The 6,653-nt window shown below is 62.1% G+C and carries 11 protein-coding genes; 3 read left to right on the top strand and 8 right to left on the bottom strand.

All coding sequences use genetic code 11. The features are described 5' to 3' along the window. Positions 1-39: 39 nt before the first annotated feature. The 8 genes from AAHM44_RS24605 to AAHM44_RS24570 form a co-directional block, all read right to left on the bottom strand. Positions 40-177 carry a hypothetical protein gene (locus tag AAHM44_RS24605; RefSeq protein WP_342251636.1) on the bottom strand — a complete coding sequence of 46 codons (138 nt, stop codon included), beginning with the start codon at positions 175-177 and terminating at the stop codon, positions 40-42. Positions 178-332: 155 nt separating this feature from the next. Then, on the bottom strand, positions 333-2,066 hold the full coding sequence (locus tag AAHM44_RS24600) for an asparagine synthase-related protein (protein ID WP_342251635.1): 1,734 nt from the start codon (positions 2,064-2,066) through the stop codon (positions 333-335). Beyond that, the gene (locus AAHM44_RS24595; RefSeq protein WP_342251634.1) at positions 2,063-2,713 is read right to left on the bottom strand and encodes a lasso peptide biosynthesis B2 protein; all 651 of its coding nucleotides are present in this window, start codon (positions 2,711-2,713) and stop codon (positions 2,063-2,065) included. The genes AAHM44_RS24600 and AAHM44_RS24595 overlap by 4 nt, the downstream gene beginning before the upstream one ends. Positions 2,714-2,766: 53 nt before the next feature. Next, positions 2,767-2,907 (bottom strand): hypothetical protein, encoded by a 141-nt coding sequence (locus AAHM44_RS24590; RefSeq protein WP_342251633.1) that lies wholly within the window; start codon positions 2,905-2,907, stop codon positions 2,767-2,769. Between the two features lie 139 nt (positions 2,908-3,046). Then, positions 3,047-3,679 carry a GntR family transcriptional regulator gene (locus AAHM44_RS24585; protein WP_342251632.1) on the bottom strand — a complete coding sequence of 211 codons (633 nt, stop codon included), beginning with the start codon at positions 3,677-3,679 and terminating at the stop codon, positions 3,047-3,049. A gap of 1 nt (position 3,680) precedes the next feature. Continuing rightward, entirely contained in the window at positions 3,681-4,091 is a 411-nt protein-coding gene (locus tag AAHM44_RS24580; RefSeq protein ID WP_342251631.1) for a helix-turn-helix domain-containing protein, read from the bottom strand. A gap of 153 nt (positions 4,092-4,244) precedes the next feature. After that, the gene (locus tag AAHM44_RS24575; RefSeq protein WP_342251630.1) at positions 4,245-4,664 is read right to left on the bottom strand and encodes a hypothetical protein; all 420 of its coding nucleotides are present in this window, start codon (positions 4,662-4,664) and stop codon (positions 4,245-4,247) included. Continuing rightward, positions 4,661-4,792 (bottom strand): hypothetical protein, encoded by a 132-nt coding sequence (locus AAHM44_RS24570; protein WP_342251629.1) that lies wholly within the window; start codon positions 4,790-4,792, stop codon positions 4,661-4,663. The genes AAHM44_RS24575 and AAHM44_RS24570 overlap by 4 nt, the downstream gene beginning before the upstream one ends. Before the next feature lie 193 nt (positions 4,793-4,985). Here AAHM44_RS24570 and AAHM44_RS24565 point away from each other — a divergent pair, with 193 nt between their 5' ends. The 3 genes from AAHM44_RS24565 (at position 4,986) to AAHM44_RS24555 (ending at position 6,575) form a co-directional block, all read left to right on the top strand. Beyond that, positions 4,986-5,300, top strand: a complete 315-nt coding sequence (locus AAHM44_RS24565; RefSeq protein ID WP_342251628.1) for a hypothetical protein — start codon at positions 4,986-4,988, stop codon at positions 5,298-5,300. Beyond that, positions 5,284-6,087, top strand: a complete 804-nt coding sequence (locus AAHM44_RS24560) for a DsbC family protein (protein WP_342251627.1) — start codon at positions 5,284-5,286, stop codon at positions 6,085-6,087. Before AAHM44_RS24565 ends, AAHM44_RS24560 begins: the two co-directional genes overlap by 17 nt. A 170-nt stretch (positions 6,088-6,257) precedes the next feature. After that, positions 6,258-6,575 carry a hypothetical protein gene (locus AAHM44_RS24555; RefSeq protein ID WP_342251626.1) on the top strand — a complete coding sequence of 106 codons (318 nt, stop codon included), beginning with the start codon at positions 6,258-6,260 and terminating at the stop codon, positions 6,573-6,575. Positions 6,576-6,653 lie beyond the last annotated feature (78 nt).

The following is a 6,653-nucleotide window of genomic DNA, read 5'->3' as shown; positions in this document are numbered from 1 at the left end:
GGTTTGGGTCCCGGCCATGCGCGGGCCACCTTCCCCCCGTCAGTCCTGCGTCGAAATGCCGGGGATGAACTTCAGGCCCACAGTGTCCTGCTGGCCGTCGGGCTCGGTGCCCTTGGTCCGGGTGCTGACGGCGCCCAGAGCGATCAGGCGGGCGTTGCGTGCGTTCTTGCGTTGCATGTCTCTTCTCCTCTTCGCCGCATCAGTGCGGCGCAGAAAATTTACAGCGCCGCTATCGTCCCTCTGGAAAATATTCCCCGCAATAGCCGCCCGAAATATCCGACCGATATGGATGAATAGGAATACCTACACCGGAGGAGATATTAAGCGGGGCTCTACGAATATTGCCGAACCCATATCTCCGCATCGACCAAGTCGAGTATGCGACTATATTCAGACCCATCGAGATCGCTCGACGCGGCCATCCCCTTCTCCAGGGACTTCGGGTCAATCAGCCCGTTGCCGACCAGGAGCCCCTGCAGCAGCAAGACCCTGATCTCTTCGAAACGCGCGCCCAAAATCTGTCGATAATACCCGCTTGGCCCGCCCTTCCCCCGCCGGCTGATGATCGCTGCCGGCAAGTGTTTCTCGAATGCGCCCCTAGCAACTGCCCGATCCCTCCCCCCTTCGATCCATTTCCATGTTGGAATGGACAGGCAGAGCTCGATCACCGGTTGTGAAAGCAACGGATTGATCATCTCGAGCCGGACGGTCCGATCAAGGCCTTCGGCATAGTTCTGCGTGCGTATCAGCTTGGAAATATGGGCGGCCTGACCTGCCAGCGCATGCTGTGGCGCCTCTAACCAGGGGTGATCCGGTTGCTCTGGCATCGCCGCTACGAGATCCTCCGACAGAAACCTCGCGTCTCTTTCCCAGCGATACCTGGTAGCACCCCCGGGCAACTTTGTGGATGCAAGCCTGACCGCCGTCGTGAGAGAGCAACCGGTGAGTGCGCAAACATCGGTCAATGTGCTCCAAATGCCATGAAGACTGCTTCGTGACCGGATGCGGTCGGCCAGCGGCGTTGCTGATCGCATCAGACAGAAGACATTGTCGCCACCAAAGCCCGTGAACAACGCTTGCGTCCCTCGCGCCTCGGAAACTTCGAGGACGGCCTGGTCGAAGCCCTGCCGCCCCGGATCGCCGGTTGGCCGCGGCAGATGCGCCGCACTCGATCTTCCAAGATCGACATCCTCCATACGATAGTCCCGCGCGACAAGCTCCATGCCGAGATAATCCGCGACGAGCGCGGCCTCGCGTCGCTCGTCGCCGTCAGCGCCAGGTGAGACAAGCGTAAGGCCCAACACATTCGAGCCGCGCAAAGCCGTCGCCACTATGGATGAGTCCAGCCCACCGGAAAGACATAGCTGGATGGAACTGTAATCGCTCGCCAACGCACGTGTCGTACCGATGACCGTAGTCGCCAGGGCCTCCCGCAAGGCGCCATCTGCGAAGGTCGAAGCGCAGACATGGTCCCATGGCGACCAAATCTGCCGAAGCTGGCTGAAATCAGGCCCGCCCACACCCAGGGACCAGCCCTGCGGAATTTCATAGACTTGCTCCAGCGAGGTTTGCCGGGTGCGCATCGTCGGCCAGAAGAGGCATGCAGCGACATTGGCCCAGTCAACCGCGAAGCTCGTTATCCCTGCGGCTCTTGCCACGCCCAAGTCTGAGAAAAGAAGCATCCGCTCGGGTGTCTCTCGCACATAGCACGGCAGTGCTCCACCGGGATCCCGGAAGAACACGACCGAACCAATAGACGACACCTGCAGGAGGAGGTAATTTCCCCAGAAGCCGGTGCTGAGATGGCCTGGCAAGTCCCTTCGACGATCGAAAGCGGGATCAAGCGCGGCCACGCGCACCGGCGTTGCTCCACGAGAGAATATTCTTCCCAGGACGATTGTCAGGCCGGACGGCGTGGCAAGGAGCTTGTCCGGCTGATTCGTCCAGATCGTCATTCCGCGCACCGAATGCGCCTGCCTGAGACCTAGTCTGCTCAATCCCGGATCGAGCTCGGAAACCGGACCACCAGCACTTCGCTCCAGCACGACGAGGTAACGCAAGGTCATCGCCGCACCATGATCGGCGTGTACCTTGAGATCACTTCCACCAGGTCGCTGACCACGGCATCGCCGAGTTCAACCCATGCATGGGCCGCGAACGGGGCATCCCGCACCCCGAGAACAAGCGCTGGCATTTGGCCGGAGCGTTTCAACAGCCCGAAAAGAGCGATGGATTTCAGCAGGCAGCGCTGATCGGCGGAATAAATCAGGTTCGAAGCGCGGTAGGCAGAGACAGTCCTGACCGGTGAGAATGTGCGATTCAAAGCGGGACAGAAGGCGCTACGCACGTCGATAGTCCTGGCCAGACCGATCCGCTTCATATCGCGAAAGACCTGCAGCTGGGCCGCGAGATGGCGCATAGTCAGCCAGAGGCTGGCGGGTGGCAGTCCTCCCCATTCCCGTTCGGCCGGAACCTGGCGCGTTTCCGCGAGAGCCCTGGCCGGATCCTCGGTAATGGCAAGGAGCCCTTCGTTGAGCAGCGGCTCGAGATGCCCCTCATCCACGCCGAGAATTGAGTTGCCGCGTAGCGCCCGCGTGAGGGCAGCCGCCGTCTCGGGCGATGTCGCCGTGTAGCGATCGCGCAGGAGATCCAGGAAGATTGCCCGGTCGCCGACAAAACAGAAATGGACGCCTTCGGGATTTGCCAGGTGCATGAACCCTCCGCCCCTCGTGAGGTAGGGCGCACGGCTGGCGTGCGCCCTTGCGTTCAGTCGCTGGCGATGCCGGCCATCTCGTAATAGAGCCCGATGGTGTCGCGCCAGGGCGTGACGAGGAGTTCGCCGCGGGTCTGACAGCTGACCGCGCCAAGATCGCGCAATGCTGCGCGCGGAATGACAGTCTTTTTCATGACATATCTCCTGAAAATGCCGGACCATCTGGACCGACCGGCACATTCTAGGGTGCCGAACATCAGGGCTGCAGAGAATATATGGCGCAAGGTCTGCGCGATATAGCCGACACCACAATATGGCATGGAGATATTAGGGTCAGCTGGCGGATATGCTCGGAAGCACGAGGATTATTTCCTCGACATGCTCGATGCGACGACGATGATAAGCTATGATCCGTCTTCGCAAGTTGGATCGAACGTCGACGGCTCCGTTGCGCAGAAACGTATTTAGTTCGCGCTCTTGGTCCGAGATCGCCCGCAATTCGGCGAGGCGGATGTAATGAAATCGCTCATTGGCTTGCTCGATTTGCGCCACGAATTCTGCATTGGACGTGGCATCGCCGATTGCTCGAAAGATCGCCGCGGTCCGATCGACATGGCGTAATCCGGAAACTTGCATCCCGGCGCGAAAGGACCTCAGCCTCAGGCGCAAGGTCGGTGCGCTCGCAACCCGGAGCGCGCCCAGCAGGTGTTGCGCATTCCAAGCATAGCGCTCGGCCAATCCCTTTGCGTCAGGCAGTTTCAGGCGAATCCCGCCTTCCGGATGCGCCTCGAAAAGCTCTTCGCCGACCAGGCGATGCAAAGCTTCGCGAACCGGAGTCGCGCTCGCTCGGTAACGGTCGGCAATCCCTTGAATGTCCATCCGCAGGCCGGGCTGGAAGTTGCCCGCCAGATACTCGTTCTTGAGCGCCTGGTAGACCCGCTCCTGCGTGCTGGGATCGAGTGCCATCTCACATTCCGCCGGCGGCCAGTCGCCGCCAGTTCGGGGTCAGCGCCTGCGTCAGCTGTTCGAGATTGCGCTGCGCGATCGTCTCCACGCAGAGTCTCTCCAGTTCGCGCAGATCGCCATATGCAAGCTGCCTGGGGAAGGTCATTTTCTGGCCGGCAAACAATAGAGGTATAAGTATGTGGCCGGTCGACATACCGAGCTGGTAGGCACAGCGGAGATGGTCATCGAGGCGCGCCTTCGGATTGCCTGACTCGATCTCTCGCAACCACCGAACACCCATGCCCAAGTCCTTTGCAAGTTGACGCTGCGTAATTCCTTCTCTTTTTCTTGCCTCTTCGATACGCCGCCCCGATTGCTCCTTGACCTCTGCCAATGGACCTTCGGCGGCGGACTGATCGCCCAAGAGCGACATCACCGTATCTCCTTGCTGGAGAAACACCTGCCAAGGCCTATGCTGAAGGGATAAGGTGTGCATCACACCTAGGTCAAACGGAATTGCCGCAGAACCTGCGAGATATTCCTGCACTATTTCAAAGCCCTAGGAGATCAACTTCGAGAATTATGCTTAATCCTTCGCAGGACGGGCAGACCGTAACCCCTGCAACGCAGTTCGCAGCAGCTCAGGCTCGGCTCGTAAAAGCTGTTGGATTGCGAAAATATAGATCACCGAAATCCCAATTCTCACGGCGCCACCCGAGGCATCTTCGACACGCGCCGCAATTCCGGCGGCGACGTCGTTCAGCCCCTTGGGCCCTCCAAGATGATGTTCCTCGGGCCCCAGGCAGGCGGCGCAAAAGCTGGCGTCGAATTCCGCGATCAGGCGATCGACAGGAAAAGCGTCCAGATGCCCGACCGCTACCTGCAGCGTCGTTCCCCAGGCCAACAAGGCACGCGTGCTGCGGATCAGATGGCAATGGGCATCGACCAGCAAGTCCTTGCCGAGCGGCGAGAGACGCAGTTTGAACACGCGCGATTTGCGGGTCAACGGATCACCTTTTGCTGGTCCGGAATGCACCATGGACGCGTCACACGGGCCGGTTGCTGCTTGAAAAGCGGCAATAAAGTGCCGTCGAGCGACAAACTGTTCCTCACCGCTTCCAAATCCTCGCCCATGGGCACTCCCGGTTCCAATTGCTGAGGTGATGCGCCCGAACGGCAGGCAAGTGCCCTGTCCATTGCCGGATCGCGGTGATCCTTTCATTCCACTCGTCGTCCGGTTGCGACGATGCTTCGCCTCCCCAGCGCGATGCTCGGTCTCCCGGTCTGTCCACTTGACCGCACTCCGCGTGCGACGAGGAGAAACCCGATGCCCAGACGATTCTGGCATTTGATCGCGCTCGCCCAGATTCCGGCTCTGATCGCAGCCATGCCGGCCTCCGCCCAGGACCAGCGTCTGCCGCAAGCGGATCTGCGCGCCTATCCGTGCGGATCGACACCGAAACTGCGCATCGTGGAGCGCGACAACGCCTTCGCCATCCTCTCGGCGCACCCTGCCCCGGAGGCAGCGGCCATGCCGCTGCGCGAGATGATTGCAATCGGCCAGGCCCTGAAGGTCGACCGCCTGCTTCTCGATCGGCCCAACGGGGCGGCAAGGGAGGCTTCCGATGCGCCTGCGCGCTAACGTGGCAATCGCCGCCGCGACCCTGCTGGCCACTTCCGCCGACGCGCAGCAAGTCGCACCGGCCCAGCATGAGCTGCTCGGCCCCGCTGCGCTGGAGGCACAAAAGGCTCTGCGCCAGACCTTCACGAACCTGCAGTTCGAGGACTTCGGACCGGCACCTGTGGAAGGTCCGCTATATCAGGCGATGGCCGGCGGACGAATGATCTATTTCGCTCCGCGTTCCGGCCACCTTCTCTTCGCGGCCGTCTATGATCGTAACGGAGTCAACGTGACCGCACTCGCGCAGGATGAACGGGCCCGGAGGCGTCTCAGCGCCATCGACCCTGCAAAGGCGCTGGCCATCGGTCCGCCCGACGCGCCGAGCGTGATCGAGTTCACCGATCCCGATTGCCCCTATTGCCAGGCGCTCGACCGGTTCTGGGCGGCCAAGGCCGCCGAAGGGAAGCAGGTCCGACGACTGATCTATTTTGTGAGCGGCATCCATCCCGAAGCCGCGGCCAAGGCTGAGCATATCCTTTGCTCGAGCGACCCCGCCGCAGCCTTCAAGACGGTCTATTCGGGCATGGTGCCACCGATCCTGCGCCGCTGTTCCGCCGGCGCAGCCAAGGTCGCTGCCGACGCCAGGATGGTCAGCGAGATGGGCGTCTCGGGCACGCCTACGCTCTTCCTTGCCGGCAAGATGGTGGCCGGCTTCCAACAGGCAGAGATCGAGGCCTTTCTGGACAGTCACCCCAGATCGAAATCAACCGCGCCGCCCGCAGGCCCGCCCGGCAAGGGCGAACCCTGACGCGAAGCTTTGGCGGGACCGACGCCTGCGGGACGCGCGCAGCGCCCATGCGAGGCCGGAACCGGAATGCCGGCGGCAGGCGCTCCTATCGGAGCTGTCCCACGCCCTCCGCCGGTCGGGCCGAGCACGGTCCCGGCAGCAAATTTCAGGACAGCTCCAGGAGACGGTCCATGCTAAAATTGATCCGGCAGCGCAGCTTGCGCGCTGCCGATGCCACCCTGCTGCTGCTTCTCGGACTCGTGGCCGGGACCGGCGCCGCCTATGCCTTCGCCGCCCCGCAGGTCGGCGACCTGGGCTATGACATCTACAACATCGTCGTGAACCAGGGGGTCAAGGGCCCACTCGGTTTCGTCGGCGGGGTCGCCGCCTTCCTGTTCGGCGTCTCGCGCCTGTTCTCCAACATCATGATCGGCATCCCGACGATCGTGGCGGCGGTCTGCCTGATCAAGGCGGATTCGATCCTCCAGACCTTCGGCCTGGTCATCTGACCTCCGCGGGGGGGGGGCGGGCGGCCCGGCCCGCGCCGGGCCCCGCCCGGGAGGGGGGGGGGGGCGATAAAAAGCCGC

Source organism: Sphingomonas sp. OTU376 (assembly GCF_038440415.1).
Lineage (GTDB): Bacteria > Pseudomonadota > Alphaproteobacteria > Sphingomonadales > Sphingomonadaceae > Sphingomonas > Sphingomonas kyeonggiensis_A.
Note: the sequence above shows the minus strand (reverse complement) of the source record. Positions and strands in the feature narration are given on the sequence as shown.